The 20,525-nt window shown below is 72.2% G+C and carries 19 protein-coding genes; 11 read left to right on the top strand and 8 right to left on the bottom strand.

Translation table 11 applies throughout. The features are described 5' to 3' along the window. Positions 1-2 precede the first annotated feature (2 nt). From ACFVW6_RS19195 to ACFVW6_RS19180, 4 genes are all read right to left on the bottom strand, one after another. Positions 3-1,532, bottom strand: a complete 1,530-nt coding sequence (locus tag ACFVW6_RS19195; RefSeq protein WP_378829328.1) for a polyamine aminopropyltransferase — start codon at positions 1,530-1,532, stop codon at positions 3-5. Continuing rightward, on the bottom strand, positions 1,532-1,957 hold the full coding sequence (locus ACFVW6_RS19190; protein ID WP_378829326.1) for a DUF350 domain-containing protein: 426 nt from the start codon (positions 1,955-1,957) through the stop codon (positions 1,532-1,534). Before ACFVW6_RS19190 ends, ACFVW6_RS19195 begins: the two co-directional genes overlap by 1 nt. Before the next feature lie 30 nt (positions 1,958-1,987). Next, positions 1,988-2,425 (bottom strand): DUF4247 domain-containing protein, encoded by a 438-nt coding sequence (locus tag ACFVW6_RS19185; RefSeq protein ID WP_378829324.1) that lies wholly within the window; start codon positions 2,423-2,425, stop codon positions 1,988-1,990. A gap of 96 nt (positions 2,426-2,521) precedes the next feature. Beyond that, the gene (locus ACFVW6_RS19180) at positions 2,522-3,445 is read right to left on the bottom strand and encodes a LysR family transcriptional regulator (RefSeq protein ID WP_378829322.1); all 924 of its coding nucleotides are present in this window, start codon (positions 3,443-3,445) and stop codon (positions 2,522-2,524) included. Between the two features lie 111 nt (positions 3,446-3,556). On the opposite strand from ACFVW6_RS19180, the gene ACFVW6_RS19175 reads away from it, so the two are divergent. From ACFVW6_RS19175 to ACFVW6_RS19165, 3 genes are read left to right on the top strand one after another with little or no spacing between them, the layout of a single operon-like run. After that, on the top strand, positions 3,557-4,480 hold the full coding sequence (locus tag ACFVW6_RS19175; RefSeq protein ID WP_378829319.1) for a zinc-binding dehydrogenase: 924 nt from the start codon (positions 3,557-3,559) through the stop codon (positions 4,478-4,480). Then, positions 4,477-5,445, top strand: a complete 969-nt coding sequence (locus ACFVW6_RS19170) for an alpha/beta hydrolase family protein (RefSeq protein ID WP_378829317.1) — start codon at positions 4,477-4,479, stop codon at positions 5,443-5,445. Before ACFVW6_RS19175 ends, ACFVW6_RS19170 begins: the two co-directional genes overlap by 4 nt. Continuing rightward, positions 5,442-6,185 carry an SDR family NAD(P)-dependent oxidoreductase gene (locus ACFVW6_RS19165; RefSeq protein WP_378829315.1) on the top strand — a complete coding sequence of 248 codons (744 nt, stop codon included), beginning with the start codon at positions 5,442-5,444 and terminating at the stop codon, positions 6,183-6,185. Before ACFVW6_RS19170 ends, ACFVW6_RS19165 begins: the two co-directional genes overlap by 4 nt. Here ACFVW6_RS19165 and ACFVW6_RS19160 read toward each other — a convergent pair. Both ACFVW6_RS19160 and ACFVW6_RS19155 read right to left on the bottom strand, forming a co-directional pair. Further along, positions 6,173-6,763, bottom strand: a complete 591-nt coding sequence (locus ACFVW6_RS19160; protein WP_378829313.1) for a class I SAM-dependent methyltransferase — start codon at positions 6,761-6,763, stop codon at positions 6,173-6,175. The two genes, ACFVW6_RS19165 and ACFVW6_RS19160, sit on opposite strands and share 13 nt — an antisense overlap. Before the next feature lie 73 nt (positions 6,764-6,836). Further along, the gene (locus tag ACFVW6_RS19155; protein WP_378829311.1) at positions 6,837-7,451 is read right to left on the bottom strand and encodes an HAD family hydrolase; all 615 of its coding nucleotides are present in this window, start codon (positions 7,449-7,451) and stop codon (positions 6,837-6,839) included. Positions 7,452-7,921: 470 nt separating this feature from the next. Here ACFVW6_RS19155 and rox point away from each other — a divergent pair, with 470 nt between their 5' ends. Further along, positions 7,922-9,346, top strand: a complete 1,425-nt coding sequence (gene rox, locus ACFVW6_RS19150) for a rifampin monooxygenase (protein WP_378829308.1) — start codon at positions 7,922-7,924, stop codon at positions 9,344-9,346. 10 nt (positions 9,347-9,356) lie between these two features. Here the strand turns inward: rox and ACFVW6_RS19145 are convergent, their stop codons facing one another. Beyond that, entirely contained in the window at positions 9,357-10,511 is a 1,155-nt protein-coding gene (locus ACFVW6_RS19145) for an LLM class flavin-dependent oxidoreductase (protein WP_378829306.1), read from the bottom strand. 213 nt (positions 10,512-10,724) lie between these two features. Between ACFVW6_RS19145 and ACFVW6_RS19140 the strand changes: the two genes are divergently transcribed. The 4 genes from ACFVW6_RS19140 (at position 10,725) to ACFVW6_RS19125 (ending at position 15,820) form a co-directional block, all read left to right on the top strand. Then, the gene (locus ACFVW6_RS19140) at positions 10,725-12,224 is read left to right on the top strand and encodes a flavin-containing monooxygenase (protein ID WP_378829303.1); all 1,500 of its coding nucleotides are present in this window, start codon (positions 10,725-10,727) and stop codon (positions 12,222-12,224) included. A 184-nt stretch (positions 12,225-12,408) separates the two neighbouring features. Then, positions 12,409-13,680 carry a hypothetical protein gene (locus ACFVW6_RS19135; protein ID WP_378829301.1) on the top strand — a complete coding sequence of 424 codons (1,272 nt, stop codon included), beginning with the start codon at positions 12,409-12,411 and terminating at the stop codon, positions 13,678-13,680. Beyond that, entirely contained in the window at positions 13,677-14,651 is a 975-nt protein-coding gene (locus tag ACFVW6_RS19130; RefSeq protein ID WP_378829299.1) for a glutamate ABC transporter substrate-binding protein, read from the top strand. The genes ACFVW6_RS19135 and ACFVW6_RS19130 overlap by 4 nt, the downstream gene beginning before the upstream one ends. Further along, positions 14,648-15,820 (top strand): hypothetical protein, encoded by a 1,173-nt coding sequence (locus tag ACFVW6_RS19125; RefSeq protein WP_378829297.1) that lies wholly within the window; start codon positions 14,648-14,650, stop codon positions 15,818-15,820. The genes ACFVW6_RS19130 and ACFVW6_RS19125 overlap by 4 nt, the downstream gene beginning before the upstream one ends. Positions 15,821-15,860: 40 nt before the next feature. Here ACFVW6_RS19125 and ACFVW6_RS19120 read toward each other — a convergent pair whose 3' ends face one another. Next, a complete protein-coding gene (locus tag ACFVW6_RS19120; protein ID WP_378829442.1) occupies positions 15,861-16,145 on the bottom strand; it encodes a hypothetical protein in 285 nt (94 codons plus the stop codon). Here ACFVW6_RS19120 and ACFVW6_RS19115 point away from each other — a divergent pair. The 3 genes from ACFVW6_RS19115 to ACFVW6_RS19105 are packed head-to-tail and all read left to right on the top strand — an operon-like array spanning position 16,081 to position 20,524. Beyond that, a complete protein-coding gene (locus ACFVW6_RS19115) occupies positions 16,081-18,225 on the top strand; it encodes a tetratricopeptide repeat protein (RefSeq protein ID WP_378829294.1) in 2,145 nt (714 codons plus the stop codon). The two genes, ACFVW6_RS19120 and ACFVW6_RS19115, sit on opposite strands and share 65 nt — an antisense overlap. Then, positions 18,222-19,238: a PP2C family protein-serine/threonine phosphatase gene (locus ACFVW6_RS19110; protein ID WP_378829292.1), complete on the top strand. Its 1,017-nt coding sequence runs from the start codon at positions 18,222-18,224 to the stop codon at positions 19,236-19,238. Before ACFVW6_RS19115 ends, ACFVW6_RS19110 begins: the two co-directional genes overlap by 4 nt. Continuing rightward, entirely contained in the window at positions 19,235-20,524 is a 1,290-nt protein-coding gene (locus tag ACFVW6_RS19105; protein WP_355280336.1) for a VWA domain-containing protein, read from the top strand. The genes ACFVW6_RS19110 and ACFVW6_RS19105 overlap by 4 nt, the downstream gene beginning before the upstream one ends. The last annotated feature ends 1 nt before the right edge of the window (position 20,525 follow it).

Here is a 20,525-nt window from a genome sequence, read left to right as displayed (position 1 = left end):
GGTCAGCGCCATTCCTGGCGCTGGAGATCCAGGATCACCGGGCGCATGAGGGTCGACACCTGCGGGTCGACCGCCCGGCGGTCCGGCGGGAACACCGTGGCGGCGGTGAGGGTGCGGTCGTCGAGGGAGCGCAGCGGGCCGGGGGAGCGCAGGGCCGGGGCCGGGGCTTCGCCGACGGCGGCGAGAACGAAGCCCCAATCGCCGAAGCTCGGGACGTCCACGTGGTACGGCGTGGTGCGCAGCCCGGCCGCGCGGAGGGTGGCGTCGATGGTCCAGAACGAGCGCGGGGCGAAGAACGGCGACCCGGACTGCACCACCAGCCGGGCGCCCGGCGCCAACACGTTCGCGGTCATCGCGTAGAACTCCTGCGAGTACAGCTTGGCGACCGAGGTCTGGTCCGGGTCGGGCAGGTCGACGATCACCGCGTCGAAAAGACCGGGGGCACCGCGTAACCAGGTGAACGCGTCGGCGGTGACCACCCGCACCCGGGGGTCGTCGAAGGAACGCTGGTTGAGGGTGGTGAGGCGCTCGTCGGCACGGGCTAGCTCGATCATCGCCGGATCGAGCTCGACCAGCGTCACCTCGGCGACATCGGGATACCGCAGGATCTCCCGCAGCGCCAGGCCGTCCCCACCGCCGAGCACCAGCACCGAGCGGTGCGCGCCCGCCAGCACCGGATGTACCAGCGCCTCGTGGTACCGATACTCGTCGACCGAGGAGAACTGCAGTCCGCCGTTGAGATAGAGCCGGGTGTCGGTGGTGCCGAACGGCGAGAACGACTCGGTGAGCACGATCTGCTGATACGGCGTGCGGGTCTGCCACACGATCGGATGCGCGAACAGCGCCTGCTGGGCGGTCGCCTCGAACCGGTCGGCGTAGAGGTAGGTGCTCGTGAGCCCGCCCGCGACGAGGACCGTCGCGATCACCAGCACGCGCCGGGCCGTGCGGGTCATCTGCGCGCGAAAGAAGAAGAACGCCAACGCCAGTCCGGCGGCGGCGTTCACCACGCCGACCACGAGGCTGCCGCGGATCTGCCCGAACACCGGCAGCAGCAGGAACGGGAACGCCAGCCCGCCCAGCAGCGCGCCGACGTAATCGGCGGCGAACAGGTCCGCGACCGCGCCGCTGGCCTCCTGCCTGCGGATCTGCTGGAGCAGCTCCATCAGCAGCGGGATCTCGGCGCCGATCAGCATGCCGATCACCGCCGCCGCCAGCACCAGGGTCCCGGTGTAGACATTGAGCCAGGCGTAGCTGGCGTACAGCGCCGCCACCGACAGCCCGCCGATCACGGCCAGCGCCAGTTCGACCGCGACGAACGCGGCCGCGGCCTGGCGGCGCAGCGGTTTCGCGGCCAGCGCGCCCACACCCATCGCGCACACCATCACGCTCAACGTGATCGAGGCCTGCGCCGCGGTGTCACCGATCAGATAGCTGCCGAGGGTGACCAGCGACAGCTCGTACACCAGACCGCAGGCCGCGCAGACGAACACGGTCGCCAGCAGCGCCGCCCTGGCCAGGCGGTGCACCGGCATCAGGTCAGGCCCGCGGCCACCACCAGCGCGACCGCGACATGCGCCGACGTCGTGACCCACACCGCCGGATGCGGTTCCGGATCGGCGACGACGGCCCGGAAATCGCCCGGGGTGAGCGCGTCGAGCAGCACGAACGCCAGTGCCATCGCGGCCAGGCCGATCACCCCGTAGATCGCGCTCGCCAGTAGCGCCTGCAGGATCTTGCCCTCGGAGGTCCAGATGGCGGTGGCCACGATGATCCCCACGCCGAACAGGTTCGACGCGAGCAGTGTCGCGGCGTTGCGGTTGCGCTCGAGCCAGATCTGGGCGCGCAGATCACCGGGGGTGAGCAGGTCGACGACGCCGAAACCGACGGCCATCAACACGATTCCCACCGCGGAGTAGGCGAGCGCGGCACCCGCGTCCGCCGCCAGGTCGGCGAGCATGTGTGTCCTCCTGTGCTGTGTGACGATGTACTACTTGCCGCCCTGGTCGCTGCCGCCGCCGCGGAAGTCGCCCGCCGCGGAACCGCTGTTCCAGCCGTAGGTGCTGGTGTGCGTGTGATGGCGGCGGGTGCCGTTGGCGAGGCTGTCGACCAGCACCAGCGAACCGCCCGCGTGCGGTGACACCGCGACGAGGTCCTTGTCGAAGCGCAGGTAGTGGTTGTCGCCGGTAGTGCGGCGATCACGGGGGTCGGTGGCCTTCGCGATGGCCGCGGCCACGGCGGCGGGCGCGGCGGCCGCGGTGAAGGCGAGGCCGTCGTTGACCTGGTCGAGCTGGCGGGCCCGCTGATAGTGCTCGGCCACGAACTCGCGCGGATTCTCGTCCCTGGTCACCACGACCACCACGATCACGGCGACGATGGCGACGACCACGGCGCAGATCCCCGCCACGATCCATCTGGTGCGATTCATCGTCACGCTGTGCGAAACCCTCCCCGTACAAAAACTGGGCGGACTGTATCACCCGGCATGGGCGCATCGAAAACCGTTGCGCCCGTCGCGCGCTGGTCAGTCGGCGGCGGGAAGCCAGTCGCGGGCCGGATCGTATTCCAGCCAGCGGCGCTCGCCCGCCGTCCGCACCAGGGCGGCGAGCAGGGCGTCCACCTGCGGCGATGCGGGGCCGGTGCGCCAGATCAGCGACCACGCGTACAGCGGTGTCGGATCGACCAGCGGGATCGCGCGGACACCGGGGACCTCGGGTGTCTCGACGTCGGCGGGCAGCAGCACGAAGCCGCGGGGATCGGCGGCGAGCGCGGACAGCAGCGGGGCCAGACCGAGATTCGGGGTGGCGCGGTGTTCGCCGATCCCGAAACGCTCGGCGAAGCGGGCCAGGAAATCGAGGCGATCCAGGGCCGCGGGCGTGTGCAGGACGCTGTCGCGCAGCTGGTCGGGACGTAGTTCGGGCGCGGCGGCCAGCGGATGGTCCGCGCCGAGCAGGACATCGACCGGTTCGAGGCGGATCAGCCGATGGGTCAGGCCGGGCGGCAGTGGGGGATGGACCCGGCCGAATCCCGCATCGATATCGCCGTGCGCGAGCGCCGCGGCGACGGCGGGCAGGTCGCGGCCGTGCCCGGGCTCCAGCGGCGGCGCGCCCGGAGCGGTGGTGAGCCCGGCGAGGGTGCGCAGCGGTGCGTACAGATGGCCCCACACGTCCACGCGCACGGGACGCCGCTCGTCGAGCAGCGCGGCGACGGCCCGATCGCCGGCGTCGAGGGTGTCCTGTGCGCCCGGCAGGAAGCGGGCGCCGTCCTCGGTGAGCCGCACGCCCTGATGGTCGCGGTCCAGCAGCCGCACGCCGAGGGTCGATTCCAGCCGCGCCACCCGTTTGGACAGCGCCTGCTGACTCAGCCCGAGCGCCGCCGCGGCATGGCCGAAATGCCGTTCCTCGGCGACGAACACGAACGCGCGCACCGTCGCGAGATCCAGATCCACAGTCGTCCACCCTAGCCGGAGAGCCGTGCTGCCAGCGGTGACAACCGATCGTTGTCGGCGCCGTCGCCGGGTTGTTGGCCGGTCGGTGCGGCCCGGCGGTTCCCTGGGGTCATGCAGCGTTTGATTCCGACGGGCGACCCGGGGCGGCCGGTCGCGTTCACCGAGGCGACCGAACCCGTGCCGCGACCCGACGAGGCGCTGGTGCGCGTCGCGGCCTTCGCCCCGAACCGGGGTGAGACGTTCCTGCTGGAGGATCCGCGTCCGGACCTGTTACCGGGCAAGGACATCGCGGGACTGGTCGTGCAGGCGGCGGCCGACGGCTCGGGTCCGTCGATGGGAACCCGGGTGGTCGGTCATCCGGCGCTCGGCGGCTGGGCCGACTACGTGGCGGTGCCCACCGACGCGCTCGCCGTGCTGCCCGACGCGCTCGACGTGGTGACGGCGGCCGCCCTGCCGCTGGCCGGGATCACGGCCCTGCGGTTGCTGCGCGCGGCGGGCCCGGTGGCGGGCGCGCGCATTCTGCTGACCGGGGCCTCCGGCGGCGTGGGCCACTATGTCACCGAGCTGGCCGCCGCCGCGGGCGCCGACGTCACCGTCCTCACCGCGACGCCCGAACGGGGCGAGCGCCTGTCCATGCTCGGCGCGACCCGGGTGGTGCACGAGATCGCCGCCGCGGCAGGCCCGTTCGACCTCGTGCTCGAGTCGATCGGCGGTGCCGCGACGGCCACGAGCCTGGCGCTGCTGCGACCCGGTGGCACCCTGATCTGGTTCGGTCAGGCCAGTCGGACCCCGGTCACGCTGAACTTCTTCGACTTCTTCGCCGGGCCGGAGAACGCGACGATCCGCCACTTCCATTACGCGGGCGGACCGTACGGGCGCGATCTCGCCACCCTGGTGCGGCTGGTCGCCGAGGGGCGGTTGCATCCCGAGATCGGCGTGGTCTCCGACTGGTCCGAGACCGCACGCGTGCTCGTCGACCTGCGGGAGCGCCGGGTACGCGGCAAGGCCGTCCTGACCACGAGCGCGGGCCGATGAGCGCCGACCTGGTCGACGCCCTGTTCAGCCGGGCCACCGCGGCGGGCATCGATCCGCACGATTACCGGCGGATCTGCGCCGATATCGGCACGCCCGCCGACTGGGCACCTACCTGTGTAGCGGCCGCCGACCGCCACCGGAACACTCCCGGCTCGGCGATCACGCGCGGCCACCACCTGCTCCTGGCGGCCCGCTGGTCGCACCTGGCCACGCTGGTGCCCGACGACGGCCACGCGGCCGCAGCGGCGGCGGCGGATGCGGCTGCCGAACAGGGCTACTCCCTGCTGGATCCGACCACCCGGCGGTGCAGCGGCCCCGGTTTCACGGGCATCCTGCGCGGTCCCGCCGCCGCCATCGGCACGGTGATCGTGGTGCCCGGCCTCGACTCGAGCAAGGACGAATTCCATGTCCTCGCCGATGCGCTCGTGGCCCGCGGCCTCCGGGTTCTCGCCCTGGACGGTCCCGCGCAGGGGGCCGCTGTCGCCACGTCGACGCTGGACCCGGACTACCCGGCGGTCGTCGCCACGGCGATCGACACCCTGGGCGTCGCACGGGTCGGCGTCGTCGGTCTCAGCCTCGGCGGCTTCTATGTCGCGGCGGCCGCGGCCCGCGACCCACGCATCGTCGTGGCCGCCACCGTGAGCGGACCCTACCGACTGGACTGGCGACACCTGCCCGACCCCGTCCGCGACCTGATGACCCACCGGGCCGGATCACGAGCCGCCGCCGAGGCTTTCGCCGCCACCGTCGACCTCACCGACCTGGCACCGCGCGTGCGCTGCCCGCTGCTGGTGGTCGACGGCGCCGACGACGTGATCCCCGGCGTCACCGACGGCGCCGCGCTGGCCCGCGCCGCACCGCAGGGCCGCTACCTCCGCATTCCCGGCGGTGACCACCTCGTCGGCAACCACCGGTCGGCCTGGCTGCACACCGTCGCCGACCATCTCACCGAAGGACTCGCATGAACCGCTACACCGACCGCGTCGCCCTCGTCACCGGCGGCACCAGCGGCATCGGCCTGGCCACCGCGCGCAGGCTGATCGCCGAAGGCGCCCAGGTGATCGTCACCGGCCGCACCGAGGACAGGGTGCGCGCCGCGGCCGCCGACCTGGGACCGCGGGCCACCGGAATCGCCGCCGACACGGCCGATCTCGACGCACTGGACGCGCTGACCGACACGCTCACGGCCCGCTTCGGGCGGCTCGATCTGGTCTTCGCCAACGCGGGCGCAGGCACCTTCGCGCCGTTTCCCGAGATCACCGAGGAGGTCTTCGACCACGCGGTCGCGGTGAACGTCAAAGGCGTCTTCTTCACCGTCCAGAAGACGCTGCCGCTGCTGGCCGCGGGCGGTTCGGTCGTGCTCAACGCGTCGTGGACCCTGCACCGCGGCGACAGCGCGCTCACCCTCTACGCCGCGACCAAGGCCGCCGTGCACAACCTGGCCCGCACGCTGGCCACCGAACTCGGTCCGCGCGGAATCCGGGTGAATTCGATCAGCCCCGGCTATATCGATACCCCCATGTCCGCGGCCGCGATGACCGAGGAGTTCGCGGCCGCGGCGGCGGGCCGGGTGGTGGCGGGCCGGTTCGGCACGGCCGAGGAGGTCGCCGCCCTGGTCGCCTTCCTCGGATCGGCCGAGGCGTCCTATGTCACCGGGCAGGACATCATCGTCGACGGTGGTCTGGTGGCGGCCTATCCGGGCTGACCGGGCTTGCGCCAGACCAGGGTGTAGCGCCACATCAGGCGACGGCGGATCTGCGCGCCCGGCAGCAGTTCGCCGGTCACCGCACGGATCTCGGCCAGCGTTTCCCGCGGGTCGCGGACCGTGGCGTTCGGGCCGCCCAGCGCGCCGCGGCGCCACCAGTCCAGCCCGCGGATCGCGGGCAGCAGCGGGAGATAGTGGATGTCGGTGAGGGGGTGCATCTTCCAGAGGCCGACCACCGCGAGGGTGCCGCCCGGGGCGACGAGGTGACGCAGGGCGGCGATGCCGTCGCGGACGGGAACATGGTGGAGGGTGGCGACGGCGGTGACCATGTCGAAGGTGTCGTCGAGATCGCGGAAGTCGGCCTGTTCGAGGTGCACGTTGGGGGCGGCAGGCGCGGTGGCGATGATGTCGTCGTCGATGTCGACGCCGAGGACGGCGTCGCAGCGGGTGGCGAGTTTGCGGGCGAGCAGGCCGTCGCCGCACCCGATGTCGAGCGCGGTGCGGGCGTGGGCCGGGACCTGATCGAGGATCCAGGGGTGGTACTGCGTGTTGTGATTCCAGTAGGGGTCGGTCGACATGTCACGACAACGGCCGGGATCACGCGGGGGTTCCGGCCGGGAAACCCCGCCGCGCGCAGGCGGTTCCGGTGGCCTAGCCCCGACCGGCCGCGAAACCGGCCAGCCAGCCGGGGAATTGGGTGAGGTCGTCGAGGACGACGTCGGCGCCGGCGGCCCGCAAGCCGTCGGCGTCGTACGGGCCGGTCGTCACGCCGACGGCCAGGACGTCGGCCGCCTTCGCGCCGCGCATGTCACCGGCGTGGTCGCCGACGAAGACCGCCGCGGACTCGGCGCGCAGGACCTCGGCCTTGGCGGTGGACCAGAGATCGCCGGCGAGGCGGTCGACCTCCCAGCCGAGGTGGTCCAGGTGCAGCCGCGCGTTCGGCTCGTACTTGCCGGTGACGACCAGCGTGCGGCCGCCACCGGCGCGCACGGTGTCGAGCGCGGCCGTCGCGCCGGGCAGGGCGGGGATGTGCGGGACGACATCGGGGTAGAGCGCGCGGAACCGGGTGACCAGATGGGGGATCAGATCGTCGGGTGCGCCCGCGTCGGCGAGCAGGGTGGCCAGCGGCGGTCCGAGGTGGTCGGCGAAGTGGCTGCCCACCATCGGCAGGTCGAATTCCCGCGCCAGGGTGTCGATCGCGACGGCGACGCCGGGACGCGAATCGATGAGGGTCATGTCCAGATCGAAACCGACGGTGAGGGTCACGAGCCGAGCGTATCGGGATCCGGTCGAATCCCGCGCTGACGGGCTGATTCACGTGGAACGGCGCGTGCACTCACTGCCGAAAACGCTTGGGGGAGTGCGATTGTGCGATGCACTGCGTGTATCACCGCAGGCGGTGCACGAAGTATGGCGGTTTCGTGGTGAACGAGAGCCGGTGAGGTCCCGGGCATATTCGGCGGTGTCGGCAGGAGGAATCAGCGGTCACCAGCAGTGGCCGCAAAGATGCATCGACTGCCATCGAGAAGGCGCAACCGTACCGTGGCCAATGGTCGCAGAGGGGCGTCGCACACGGCTCCAGGAGACAACCTGGGTGCGGACAAACCAATGGCAAGGAGGGAAAACCACCCCTTGCCACACTCAATTTATAACTCACCCCGGGGCTTGCGGCAAGACCCCGGTCCTCCTGCACAATCGCCTGCCGAAGCCATGACCAGCGAAAACAAGGGGCATTGATGATCGACGTGATCGTCGCGGGCGGCGGACCGACCGGGGTGATGTTGGCGGGCGAGCTACGGCTGCACGGCGTCCGGACGCTGGTGCTGGACCGGGATCCGGCGCCGACGCCGGTGGTGCGGGCGATGGGCTTGCACGCCCGCAGTCTCGAGATTCTGGGGCAGCGCGGCCTGCTGGACCGATTCCTCGCCGTGGGGACGACGCACCCGCTCGGCGGCTTCTTCGCCGGGATCGTGAAACCCCAGCCCACCGGCCTCGACACCACCCACCCGTACGTGCTCGGCATCCCGCAGCCGGTCACCGAGCGCCTGCTGACCGAGCACGCGCTGGCCCTCGGTGCGGAGCTCCGGCGCGGCGCCGAGGTGGTCGGGCTGACGCAGGACGAGGACGGCGTCGATGTCGAGCTGGCCGACGGCACGCGGCTGCGTTCGCGCTACCTCGTCGGCTGCGACGGGGGCCGCAGCACCGTGCGCAAGCTGCTCGGCGTTGCCTTTCCCGGCGAGCCCAGCCGGGTCGACACCCTGCTCGGCGAGCTGCGGCTGACCGCGTCCCCGGAGACGCTGGCCACGGTGAACGCCGAGGTGCGCAAGACGCAGCTGCGCTTCGGCGCCATGCCGCTCGGTGCCGGCGTCTACCGCGTCGTCGTGCCCGCGGCCGGTGTCGCCGCGGACCGGACCGTTCCGCCGTCGTTCGAGGAGCTGCGACAGCAGCTGGTGGCCACCGCGGGCACCGACCTCGGCGCGCACGCGCCGCGCTGGCTGTCGCGCTTCGGTGACGCCACCCGGCTGGCCGAGAGCTATCGCGTCGGCCGGGTCCTGCTGGCGGGCGACGCCGCGCACATCCATCCACCGCTGGGTGGTCAGGGCCTGAATCTGGGTCTGCAGGACGCGGTCAACCTGGGCTGGAAGCTGGCCGCGGCGGTCGCGGGCTGGGCGCCGGCGGGCCTGCTCGACAGCTACCAGGCCGAACGGCGTCCGGTGGCCGCCGACGTCCTGGACAACACCCGTGCCCAGATGGCGCTGGTCTCGCTCGACCCGGGCGCGCAGGCCGTGCGCAGGCTGCTGGCGGAGCTGATGGAGTTCGAGGAGGTGAACCGGTACCTGATCGAGAAGATCGTCGCGATCGGGATCCGCTACGACGTCGGCGACGGGCACGAGCTCCTCGGCAGGCGGCTGCGCGACATCGCGCTGACGGACGGGCGCCTCTACGACCGCATGCACGCCGGGCGCGGGGTGTTGCTCGATCAGACCGGTCGGCTGTCGGTGGCGGGCTGGGCCGACCGGGTCGACCATGTGGTGGAGGTCGGCGCGGAACTCGATGTCCCCGCGGTGCTGCTGCGCCCCGACGGCCACGTCGCCTGGGCGGGGGTGGACCAGCACGACCTGCTGGTCCACCTGCCCCGCTGGTTCGGCGCGGCGCGCTGACCGTGCCGTCTCAGCTGCTGGCCGCCGCGGTGAACGGTGCCACCACCGGCACCGCGGCGGGCCGCGACGGGTGCCGCCAGACCCCCTTGCGCTCCAGGATCGGCAGCACACCCTCGCCGAACCAGTACGCCTCCTCCAGGTGCGGATACCCGGACAGGATGAAGTGGTCGATCCCGAGCGCGGCGTACTCGAGCAGCCGCTCGGCCACCTCCGCGTGCGACCCGACCAGGGCCGTGCCCGCGCCGCCGCGGACCAGCCCGACCCCGGCCCACAGGTTGGGGGCGATCTCGAGTCCGTCGGTGCGCCCGTTGTGCAGCTGCGCCATCAGGCGCTGGCCCTCGGACTCGCTGTTGGCCAGGCTCGCCTGCACCCGCTCGATCTCACCCGGCGCGATGCCCGCCAGCAGCCGCTCGGCCTCGGCCCACGCCTCGGCGGCGGTGTCGCGGCTGATCACGTGGATGCGCAGACCGAAGTCGACGGTGCGGCCCTCGATCGCGGCCAGCCCACGGATCCAGTCCAGCTTCTTCGCCACCGCGTCCAGCGGCTCACCCCAGGTCAGGTAGGTGTCGGCATAGCGCGCCGCGATCGGGCCCGCCGGGCCGGAGGAGCCGCCGAAGAAGACCGGCGGAATCGGGTCGGGCCGGGCACTGAGCAGCGCGTCGCGCACCCGCAGGTGCTCACCGGTGAAGCTGATCGGCGCGGTCGATTCCCACAGCTCGCGCACGATGTGCAGGAACTCGCCGGTGCGGGCGTAGCGCTGGGCCTTGTCCAGGAAGTCGCCGTAGGCCTGCTGTTCGCGCGGCTCGCCACCGGTGACGACATTGAGCAGCAGCCTGCCGCCGGAGTGGCGCTGGAAGGTCGCCGACATCTGCGCCGCCAGCGTGGGGCTGATCAGGCCGGGGCGCAACGCCACCAGGAACTTGAGCGTCTCGCTGGTCTGCACCAGCATGGCGGTGGTCAGCCAGGCGTCCTCGCACCAGGCGCCGGTGGGGGTCAGCACGCCCTCGAAACCGTTGTCCTCGGCCGCCGCGGTGAGCTGGTTGAGGTAGCGCAGGGTGGCCGGGCGATCACCGGACATGAAGCTGCCGTGTCCGCCGGCGACCAGCCCGCGCGAATCGCCGTATGTGGGCAGGAACCAGTGGAACGACAGTCCGCGCTCGGTCATGTCCGCCTTTTCGTCGTAGGGAGGGGAATCCGTCCTCGACTCTGACCGGCGAAGGCGACGGCGTCACGGATTCGGATCACCGTGCGCGCAACCCCCGACACGCCATGACGTGGCCCGACCGAACTAGACGTAACCATGCGAAACACGTAACCTCGGCGGAGGCTCGGGCGACGGTGCCCGGGCGGCGACGACCCTACGAAACGAGTTTCCTCAATGACGCGGCATGTCGACGTACTGATCATCGGCGCGGGCCTGTCCGGAATCGGCACGGCTTGTCACCTCATCCGCGAGCAGACCGGACGCAGCTACGCGATCCTGGAGCGCCGCGACAACATCGGCGGCACCTGGGACCTGTTCAAGTACCCCGGCATCCGCTCCGACTCGGACATGCTGACCTTCGGTTTCGGTTTCCGCCCGTGGATCGGCACCAAGGTGCTCGCCGACGGCGCCAGCATCCGCCAGTACGTCGAGGACACCGCGAAGGAATACGGCGTCACCGACCACATCACCTTCGGTCGCAAGGTCGTCACCGCCGACTTCGACCGCGCCGCCGCGCTGTGGACCGTCACCGCCCTGATCGAGGCCACCGGCGAGACCGAGACCTGGACCGCCAACTTCCTCGTCGGCGCCAGCGGCTACTACAACTACGACGAGGGCTACCAGCCCACCTTCCCCGGCCAGGACGACTTCCAGGGCCGGATCGTGCACCCGCAGCACTGGCCCGAGGACCTGGACTACACCGGCAAGAAGGTCGTCGTCATCGGTTCCGGCGCCACCGCGATCACGCTGATCCCGTCGATGGCCGACAAGGCCGCGCACGTCACCATGCTGCAGCGCTCGCCCACCTGGATCCAGGCGCTGCCCTCGGATGACCCGGTCGCCATCGGCCTTAAGAAGTCCCGGGTGCCCGACCAGATCGCCTACAAGATCGGCCGCGCCCGCAACATCGCCCTGCAGCGGGCCAGCTTCCAGCTCTCCCGCACCAACCCCGAGCTGGCCAAGAAGCTGATGCTGGCCCAGGTGCGCCTGCAGGTCGGCAAGAACGTCGACCTGCGCCACTTCACCCCGAGCTACAACCCGTGGGACCAGCGCCTGTGCGTGGTGCCCAACGGTGACCTGTTCAAGGTGCTCAAGAGCGGCAAGGCCGACATCGTCACCGACCGCATCGCCACGTTCACCGAGAAGGGCATCCGGACCGAGTCGGGCCAGGAGCTCGAGGCCGACATCATCGTCACCGCCACCGGCCTGAACGTGCAGATGCTCGGCGGCATCACGATGTCCATCGACAGCGTGCCGGTGAAGTTCAACGAGACGGTCGCCTACAAGAGCGTGCTGTACTCCGACATCCCGAACTTCCTGATGATCATCGGCTACACCAACGCGTCCTGGACGCTCAAGGCCGACCTCGCCGCCGCCTACCTGTGCCGCGTGCTGAACATCATGCGCGACCGCGGCTACACCACCTACGAGGTGCACGCCAATCCCGAGGACATCGCCGACGAGTCGCTGATGGGTGGCGCCCTGACCTCGGGCTACATCCAGCGCGGCAACGACGCGATGCCGCGGCAGGGTGCCCGCGGTGCCTGGAAGCTGGTCAACAACTACTACCGCGACCGCACGCTGATGCACAAGGCGCCGATCGAGGACGGTGTCCTGCGGTTCAGCAAGACCGGCACGACCGTCGCGCCGGGCGAGCAGGCCGTCGGCGCCTGAGTTCCGGTACCACCCGAACCCGAACGGGGTCCGTCACTTCACGGTGACGGACCCCGTTCTTCGTCACGGTGATCGATGCCCGATCCGCTCGCGCGCAGCGGGTTTCGGTCGCCCGGGCGAACTTCCAGCGCCTCCCGTACTATCGCGATCGAAGACACCGCCCGGGGAGACGAAGGAGGACGGTGTGGGATCTCGCCTACCGGCGACCATCCGAGACGCGGGGATGTGGGTGCGGCGTTTCGCCGCGACGACACCGGGTGTGATCGGCGCGGTCCTCGTGGTGACCACGGTGGCCTGCCTGATCGCCGGATCGACAGTGGGACAGCAGCTCGACGCCAAGATCGGCCGCACCGAGCAGGTGCTCGACCGCACCGAGCCGCTGGCCTTCGCGGCGCAGAGCCTCTACGTCTCGCTCTCGGCCGCCGACGCCGGTGCGGCGACGGCGTTCCTGTCCGGCGGCGTCGAATCACCCCAGGTCCGCGACACCTACGAGCAGGCGCTCGCCGAAGCCGCTGCCGCACTGGCGGAAGCGACCTCGGGCGCCACCGACGCCCAGACCAGGGCGATCGTGGCCCGCATCGCCGCCGACCTGCCGACCTACACCGGCCTGGTGGAGACCGCGCGGGCCAACAACCGCCAGGGCTTCCCGGTCGGCTCGGCGTATCTGCGGCAGGCCTCCGACCTCATGCAGACCTCGTTGCTGCCCAACGCCGAACAGCTCAACCAGGCCCGCTTCGCCGCCGTCCGCGAGGACCAGCACCGCATCGGCGCGCTGCCGCTGACCTCGATCGTGCTCCTGCTTCTTGTCCTCGCCGCCTGCGGCGCCGGTTCGGTGCTGTTGTTGCGCCGCACCAACCGGCTGGTGAACCCCGGGGTGGCCCTGGCCGCCGCGGCCGCGCTGCTGGCGCTGGTGTGGTCGGCGGGGGCCACCCTGACCGCCGCGCAACTGCTCGAGACCGGCGACTCCGGGGCGGGCGCGCGGGTGGAGAACCTCGCGAGCGCGCGCATCCTGGCCCAGCAGGCCCGGACCGACGAGACGCTCGCCCTGATCACCCGGGGCGACATCACCGCGCCGGAGAACGCCTTCCACACCCACACCCGCGACCTCGAACAGCGGCTCACCGCGGCCGGTGCGGGTGACTCGGAAGCGGCTCGGGCACTGACCAATTGGAACGCCGGTCACAACGCCCAGCGCACCGCCTACGAGAAGGCCGACTACGCGGGCGCCGTCACCCAGGCCATCGGCACCGGTCCCGACAGCTCGGCCACCAGCTTCGCCCGGCTCGACCGCGAACTGCGCGACGCGCTGGCCCAGGCCCGCACCGACCTGCGCGACGGCGTCGACGCCGCGGGAACCACCTTCACGCTCAGCCCGTTCGGCACGCTGCTCCTACTGCTGGCCGCTGCGGGCGCGGTGGTCACCGGCCTGTGGCCCCGACTGAAGGAGTTCCTGTGAGCACCCGGCGTCCCCTCCTGGCCGTGGTCCTGGCCGCGGTGGCCGTCCTGGTCGCCGGCTGCGGCGACGCCCCGGCACCGTCGACCATCCCGGCCACCGCCGTCGCCCCGCCGATCCCCGGCGCGGAGGCCATCACCGCGGCCCCCGCCGCGGAGGGCACCGGATCCTGTGACACCGAGGCGACGTTGGCGCCGACGGCGCAACCGCGTCCCGGCGCGATGCCCGCCGGTTCGTCGATGGCCGCGATCGTGGCCAACGGCAGGCTGCGCGTCGGCGTCGACCAGAACACCTACATGTTCGGCTTCCGCAACCCGTCCACCGGACGGCTGGAGGGCTTCGACATCGATCTGGCCAGGGAGATCGCCCGCGATCTGTTCGGTGACCCGGACAAGATCGAACTGCGCTCCGTCGCCGCGGCCGACCGGATCCCGCTGCTGCAGGAGAAGAAGGTCGACATGATCGTGCGCACCTTCTCCGCCACCTGCGAACGGCGCCGCGACGTCGACTTCTCCAGCGTGTACTACCGTGCGGCGCAACGCATCGCGGCCCCGAAGGGCTCGGGCATCACCACCGCGTCCGGGCTCGCGGGCAAGCGGGTGTGCGTCACCAAGGGCACCACCGCGGCCGCGCCGCTGTTCGCGCTGCCAACGCCGCCCGCCGTGCTCGGCGTGACCAACTGGACCGACTGCCTGGTCGCCCTGCAGCAGGGCACCGTCGACGCGATCAGCGGCGACGAGCCGATCCTGGCCGGACTGGTCGCCCAGGACCGCAACCTGGAAATGGTCGGCGACGAGATCGGCACCGGCGCCTACGCGGTCGGCGTGCCCAAGGGCAGCAGCGATCTGGTCCGGTTCGTCAACGGCGTGCTCGACCGGGCCCGCGCCGACGGCACCTGGCAGCGGATCTACCAGCAGCATCTGGGGGTGCTCGGGCCGTCGCCGGGCCCGCCGGTGCCCCGGTACGTCGGATGACCTGGCCGCTGCTCGGTCTCGCCGAGATCGATCGGGAACTGGCCGCGCGCACCGCGGAATTGGCCCAGGTGACCACGACCCTGCTGGAACTGGACCGGCATCCCGGCCTGACCCTGGTGCGCCGGTATCCGCCGACGGGGGAGACCGCGCGCCGCTGGGCGCCGGTGGAGGAGGCGCTCGGCCGGCTCTGGGAGGACCTGGGCCGGGTGCGCGCGATCCTGGCCGAGGCCGAGACGGTCCGTGGCGGTCGCGGCCGGATCGACGACCGCGCCCGCGCCCGCCTCACCGAACTGCTGCGCGGCCGTCCACACGAGGTCGCCCGGATCCCGATCCCGTTGGCGCAGCGCGGACTCACCGGTCCCGCCGAGACCCTCGTGACGGTCGGCATCGCCGATTCGCTGGACCGGATGCGCGCCGCCTTCGCGTTCGTCGCGCCGTTCGCCGAGGAAGTGGCGGCGGTCGACCAGCAGGTGCTCGGCGCGCTCGCCCCGCTCCAGCAGCGGGTCGAGCAGGCGCACGGCGCGCTCGACGCCGCCGCCGAACCGCTGGCGAAGATGCTGAGCCGCGCGGGCACCGACCCACTGGGGTTCCGGCCGGGCGAGATCACCGCCGCGCTCGCCTCGCTGACCGCGCTGATCGAGACCGAATCCGCCCGGCACGCCGAGTATCTCGCGGTCGCCGCCGACCTGCCCGGCGCGGTCGCGCGACTGCGGGCCGGGCTCGCCGATCTCGACGCGCTGCAACGCGCGGCCGACGAGACCGCCGCCGACGCCGCGCGCAAGGTCGCGACCGGCGAGCTCCCCGGCGGCGGGGAACCGGCCGCGCGACTGCTCGCCGCGCTCGACACCCTCGGCGCGCCGCCGACCAGACCGACGGTCGAGCATCTGCTCGCGCTGCGGGCGCGCACCACCGAGGCCGTCGACATCGCGACGCGGCGACAGGATTTGGCGCGCGGACTGCTGGACCGGCGCGCCGAACTACGCGGCCGGTTGACGGCCTACCGGGCCAAGGCGTCCCGGCTCGGGGTGAGCGAGGACCGCGACGTCCTCGCCGCCGATCGCATCGCCGCCGGCCTGCTCGGCCGCACGCCCTGCGATCTGGCCGCGGTCACCCGGGCGGTCGCCGACTATCGTTCGATCATCGGGGAGAAAGCGGGGCGGACAGCATGACATGTAGTGAACCGGGGTGCGGCGGCACCGTCGAGGACGGCTATTGCGTCCTCTGCGGCACCGCCCCGGTGGCGAGCGCGCCGCCGCCGAGCGCGGTGCCGCCGTCCGGTGCGGGCAGGTCCTCGCGGACCACGGCCCAGCCGCGCAACGGCGCGACGCCCCCGCCCGTCACCCCGGGCGCGTGCGCCGAACCCGACTGCGGCGGAACGATCGTCGACGGGTACTGCGACACCTGCGGTACCGCGCCCACCGCGAGCCCCGTGTACAGACCGTCCGCGCCGACGGTGAGCGCCAGTGGCCGCACCTCGAGCCGCTCGGTGCGCACCCACCGGTCCGGGTCGGCCCGCTCGGCCGCGCGCGGCAGGCTCGGCGCCGGGCTGGTCGAGGTGCCGCCGATTCCGCGCGTCGACCCGGCCACCGCGGTGCTCGCCGACCCGCAGGTCCCCGAATCCGACCGGTACTGCGGCACCTGCGACAAGCCCGTCGGCCGCAGCCACGACGGTGTAGCAGGCCGGACCGCCGGGTTCTGCCCGCACTGCGGCACCCGCTACTCCTTCGTGCCCCGCCTGCGCGCCGGCGACCTCGTCGGCGGTCAGTACGAGGTGGCGGGCGCGCTCGCGCACGGCGGCCTGGGCTGGATCTATCTGGCCGTCGACCATCGCGTCAACCGGCGCTGGGTGGTGCTCAAGGGCCTGATCGACACCGGCGACCCGGACGCGCTCGCGGCGGCCGTGGCCGAGCGGCGCTTCCTGGCCGAGGTCGACCACCCGAACATCGTCAAGATCCACAACTTCACCGAACACGCCGACGCCGACGGTGATCCGGTCGGCTACATCGTGATGGCCTATGTCGGTGGCACCTCGCTCAAGCAGATCCTGCGCGCCTACCGCGCCGAGCACGACCGCTACCTGCCGCCCGCGCAGGCCATCGCCTACGTGCTGGAGATGCTGCCCGCGCTGGGCTACCTGCACGCGCGTGGCTGGGCCTACTGCGATTTCAAGCCCGACAACGTGATGCAGACCGAGGAACGGCTCGAGCTGATCGACCTCGGCGCCGTCATCTCGATGGACGACCGCACCAGCCCGATCTACGGCACCATCGGCTACCAGGCGCCCGAGATCGCCGAGACCGGTCCCACCGTGGCCACCGAGGTCTACACCGCGGGCCGCACGCTGGCCGTGCTGATGATGCGGATCGCCTCCGTCGACGGCAAACTCGGCCCGCTGCCCGCTCCCGAGGCCGAACCCCTGCTCGCCCGCCACGATTCCCTGCACCGATTCCTGCTGCGCGCCACCGACGACGACCCACTGGCCCGCTTCGGATCGATGGCGGAGATGGCCGATCAGCTCACCGGCGTCCTGCGTGAGGTACTGGCCACCGGCGACGGGGTCCCGCGGCCCGGCATGTCGAGTTCGTTCGGTCCCGCCCGCGCGGTCTTCGGTATCGACAGCGCCACCCCGGAGCCCGCCGCGCTGATCGCCGGCCTGCCCGCGCCGCTGGTCGATCCCGCCGACAGCGGCGCCGCCCTGCTGGCCACCACCGACGCGGCCACCCCCGCCGAACTCGAGGCGGCGCTGACGGCCGGGCTGCGCGCCGTGGTCACCGGATCCGGTGAGTCGGTGGAGATTCCGCTGCGCCTGGTCCGCGCCGAACTCGAGGCAGGCGACGCCGAGGCCGCGCTGACCCGCCTGGCCGCGCTGGACATCGACCTGGAATACGACTGGCGCCGGGTCTGGTACCGCGCCCAGGCGGCGCTGCTGACCGGCGAGTACGCCACGGCCGCCGCCGACTTCGAGGCCGTCTACGCCGCGCTGCCCGGCGAGCCCGCCCCGAAACTGGCGCTGGCGGCGGCGCTGGAACTCGGCGCGGTGCAGACCGAAGCTGTTGCGGCACAGCATGATCGCGCGCTGGCGCTCTACGAGCTGGTGTGGCGCACCGACCACACCTATCTGTCCGGCGCCTTCGGCGCGGCCCGGCTGCGGCGCGCGAGCGCGGACCGGACGGGCGCCGTCGCGGTGCTCGACCAGGTCGACCGCAGCTCGTCGATGTACACCGAGGCCAGGGTCTCCGCCGTCGAGACCCTGCTGGCCGACCGCGCGCCCGCCGAGCTGGACGAGGCGCTGCTGCGGGAGGCCGGCGAGCGGGTCGAACGGCTCAGCCTGGACTCGCGGACGCGGACCGCGCGGGTGCGCATGCGGGTCCTGGAGGCGGCGCTGAACTGGATCCGGTCGGGACAGCGGCCGAGTGCGCCAGGCAAGCTGTTGGACGTGGAATTCACCGAGCAGGGAGTGCGGACGGGGTTGGAACGATGCTTGCGGACATTGGCTCGGGAAGCCGACGACATGTGGACCCGGTTCGTGCTGGTGGATCAGGCCAACGCGGTGCGGCCGAGGACCACGCTGTGAGCGCGCCGGGGTGTCCGGACTGCGCGGGGTCGGCCAGGGCGGGGCACCGCTTCTGCGAGGGGTGCGGGCGGGAACTCGGCGTGCGCAAGGTCGCGCTCCCGGTACACGATCCGGCCGCGGTGCCGCAGTGCTCGACCTGCGGTGAACGCCGCTACGAGGGCGGCTTCTGCGTGCAGTGCGGCAGCCCGAAGCCGGTGCCCGACCGGTTCGAGGACGATCTGGGCGCGGTGTATCTGCTCACCGACCGCGGAATCAGCCACGCGCGCAACGAGGACGCCGTCGCCGCGGCCGTCCGCGACGGCGACGGCACCCGGGTGATCGTGGTCAGCGACGGCGTCTCCACCTCGCAGGACCCGCAGGCCGCCTCCGGCACCGCGGCCCGCTCCGGCGTCGACGCCGCGCTGGCCGCCCTCGCCGACGGCCGGTCCGCGCGCGACAGCGTGATGGCGGGCCTGGCGACCGCGACCGCGGCGGTGCGCGGGATGTCGCGCAGCAGCGAGTACGCGCCCTCGTGCACCTACGTCTCGGCGATCGTGCGCACGACCGCCGAGGGCACCGAGATCACCGTCGCCAATGTCGGTGACAGCCGGGCGTTCTGGCTGGCCGCGGGCGACCCGACCGCCTCGCGCAGGCTCAGTGTCGACGACTCCTGGGCCCAGGCCCTCGTCGACGCGGGCGCCCTCGACGAGGAGGCCGCCATGCACGACCCCCGCGCGCACACGCTGCTGCGCTGGCTCGGTGCCGACGGCGGCGAGGCGCCCTGGTCGGCGCACTGCCTGCAGAGCCTGGTCGTCACCGAACCGGGCACCCTGCTGCTGTGCAGCGACGGCCTGTGGAACTACCTACCGGATGCCGTCGCCCTGGCCGGATTCACCGTCGAGACCTCACCGCAGGCCGCGGCCCGCGCGCTGGCCGACTTCGCGCTGAACAGTGGCGGCAGCGACAACATCACGGTCGCGCTGGCCCCGGTGCCCGCGCCCGCTGCCGTACCGCACGATCCAGGAGTGTCATGAGCTCAGCCGAGACCACAGGTATCTCGATCGCCGTCGACCAGAACGAGTTCCTCGCCGAGGGCACGCGGGTGGTCGACGCGGTGCTGACGGTGGCCACCGGCCCCGAACTGGCCGCCGTCGCCACCCCGCCGCCCCGGCTGGAGATCCTGATCATCGACTGTTCGGGGTCGATGGGCAACAAGCGCAAGTTCGAGAACGCGCGCACCGCCACCAGGACCGCGCTCGACGAGATCCCCGACGGCACCGCGTTCGCCATCATCGAGGGCACCGAGGCCGCCCGGCTGATCTACCCGACCGGCACCATGTCGGCGCCGGCGGATCGCACCCATCGCAGCGCCGCCCGGCGCGCACTGGACAAGCTGCGGCCCGACGGCGGCACCGCCATGGGGTCCTGGCTCGCGCTGGCCCGCCAGGTCGCCGCCGCGCATCCGGGCGCGCAGGCGCACGCCATCCTGCTCACCGACGGCAAGAACGAGCACGAGACGCCGGAGCAGCTGGCCACCGAACTCGACCGTGCCGAAGGCCTTTTCGTCTGCGACTGCCGCGGTGTCGGCGACGACTGGATGGCCGCCGATCTGCACAAGATCTCCTCGAAACTGTCCGGCGACGCCGACATGGTGGCCGATCCGAAGGACCTGTCCGCCGACTTCGCCAAGATGATGCGGTCCTCGGTGGCGCGGGTCATCCCGGAGCTCACCCTGCGGGTGTGGACCCCGGCGGGCGCGCGGGTGCGGATGGTCAAACAGGTCGCGCCGGTGCTCGAGGACCTCACTCCCCGCCGCACCGACACCGGCCCGCAGGTGGGGGAGTACCCGCTCTCGTCCTGGGCCGCCGAAGAGCGCGAGTACCACGTGCAGATCGAGCTGGAACCGGCCGCGCCCGGCCGCGAGAAGCTGGCCGCGCGGCTGAGTGTGCTGGCCGGTGACGAGGTGCTCGGCCAGGGGCTGGTGCGCGCGGTCTGGACCACCGACACCACCCTGTCCACCCGGATCAGTACGCGTGTCGCCCACTACACCGGGCAGGTCGAACTGGCCCAGGCCGTCCAGGAGGGCCTGGCCGCCCGTCGCAACGGCGACCTCACCACCGCGACCGCGAAACTGCGGCGCGCGGTAGAACTGGCCGCCGCCTCCGGGCACGAGTCCACTGCCAAGCTGCTGCGCGGCGTGGTGGAGGTCGACGACCGCGACGGCACCGTCAAGCTGCGCGGCCAGGTCGCCGCCGCCGACGAACTCGCGCTCGACATCCGCTCGACCAAGACCGCGCGGGTCCGTCCGGAGGGTGCCTGAC

Source organism: Nocardia sp. NPDC058244 (assembly GCF_042882065.1).
Classification (GTDB): Bacteria; Actinomycetota; Actinomycetes; order Mycobacteriales; family Mycobacteriaceae; genus Nocardia.
The sequence above is the reverse complement of the archived record's forward strand: the minus strand, read 5'-3'. Positions and strand labels throughout refer to the sequence as shown.